This is a genomic window from Mycobacteriales bacterium, assembly GCA_035550055.1.
Lineage (GTDB): Bacteria > Actinomycetota > Actinomycetes > JAFAQI01 > JAFAQI01 > DASZTV01.
In genome coordinates, this window is the sequence record DASZRO010000058.1 from 1 (window position 1) to 1,650 (window position 1,650).

The following is a 1,650-nucleotide window of genomic DNA, read 5'->3' on the forward strand; positions in this document are numbered from 1 at the left end:
GAGCCACCGAAGCACTACCCGATCTGGCCGCTCTGGTACGCCGCTGCCGCCTTCCTGCACGTCCGCCGCGCCGGCGCGCTGCTGGTGATCGGCCTGGTGGTCAGCGCGATCTTCAACCTCGGCTGGTCCTGGCAGGGGTAGGGGTCGTTCCGCGAGTCGCTGCCCGCTGGGACTGGGTTCGCCCTACCGCCTCGGGCAGCGGACAAACGCCTTCACCGCAGGACGGGCAGCACCTGCGAGTGGTCCAGGACCGCCGCGAACAGGTCTCCGCGCTCGGCGAGGCGCGGGATCACCGAACGGATCGTGAACGCGTCGGGCCGCAGGTCCGGGTCGTCGAGCTCGTCCCAGTCGATCGGTGCGGACACGGGCGCGCCTGGCGCGGGGCGCGGGCTGTACGGCGCGACGAGGGTCTTGTTGATCGCGTTCTGGGTGTAGTCGAGCCGAGCGAGACCTTGCCGGTCGTTGACCTGCCACTTCCAGCTGACGAGCTCGGGCATGACCCCACCGACGGCTCGGGAGACGCCTTCGACCCACTCGCGGGTCTCGTCGAAGGACGGGCCGGCCGCAATCGGCACCCAGATCTGGATGCCGCGCCGGCCGGTGAGCTTCGGGCGTGCCGTGACCCCGAGGTGATCGAGAGCGGTGCGGTGCAGGCGGGCGAGCTCGACGAGCTCCGGCCACGTCGTCCGCTCGCCCGGGTCGAGATCGATCATCGCGTAGGTCGGGCGATGCGGCTCCTCCACGAGTGAGGTCCACGCGTGCCACTCCAGCGCGCCGAAGTTCGCCGCCCACACCAACGCGGCCGGTTCGTCGACCACCAGATAGGTGCGTGTCTCACCCCGGTCCGCATCCGGGTTGTCCCACCGCGGCAGCCAGTCCGGCGCGTGTCTGGGCAGCTCCTTGTGCCAGAAGCCTTTCGCCTGCGCACCCGACGGGTAACGGTGCATGTTGAGCGCCCGCCGCTGCAGGTACGGCGAGACGGTCGGGGCGATCTGCGCGGCGTAGCGCAGCAGGTCCCGCTTCGTCACCGCCGCTTCGCCCTTGCGCGCCGGAAACAACACCTTGTCGAGGTTCGTCACGCGAAGCTCGCGGCCGAACACCGCCCAGGTGCCGTTGGCACCCAGATCGTCGAGCGCGGCGAGGTCGTCATCGCTCGGCGGGTCGAAGCGGCGAGATCCGAGGGTGATGGCCGCATCGGCGGCCGGCAGGTCGGAGCGCCACAACCGTTCGGGGTCGGCCTTGACCTGCTCGTTCGTACGTCCCGACAGCACCGACCGGCCGTGCTGCTCCGGGTCCCATCCGTCGACTGCGAAGTCGTCGTGCTTGTGCAGCAGCAGCCACTCCTCCTTGCCGGAGGAGCTGGTCTTGGTCCGTACCAGGACGAAGCGGCCGCGCAGCTTCTCGCCGGTGAGGTCGAAGTGCAGCTCGCCCGCCGCGATCGCCGAGGCCGGGTCGTCCGTGCCGTGCGGCGTCCACGTGCCGGTGTCCCACACGATCACATCGCCGCCCCCGTACTGGCCGGCCGGGATCACCCCTTCGAAGTCGACGTACTCGAGCGGGTGGTCCTCGACGTGGAACGCGGCCCGTCGAATCGACGGGTCCAAAGTCGGCCCTTTCGGCACCGCCCAGCTGACGAGCACGCCCGCCACC

Annotated in this window: 1 protein-coding gene; it reads right to left on the reverse strand. The window is 70.4% G+C overall.

Translation table 11 applies throughout. From position 1 onward, the window contains the following. Positions 1 to 212: 212 nt before the first annotated feature. A partial coding sequence (locus VG899_08995; GenBank protein ID HWA66487.1) for a DNA polymerase ligase N-terminal domain-containing protein occupies positions 213 to 1,650 on the reverse strand: 1,438 nt, incomplete at its 5' end.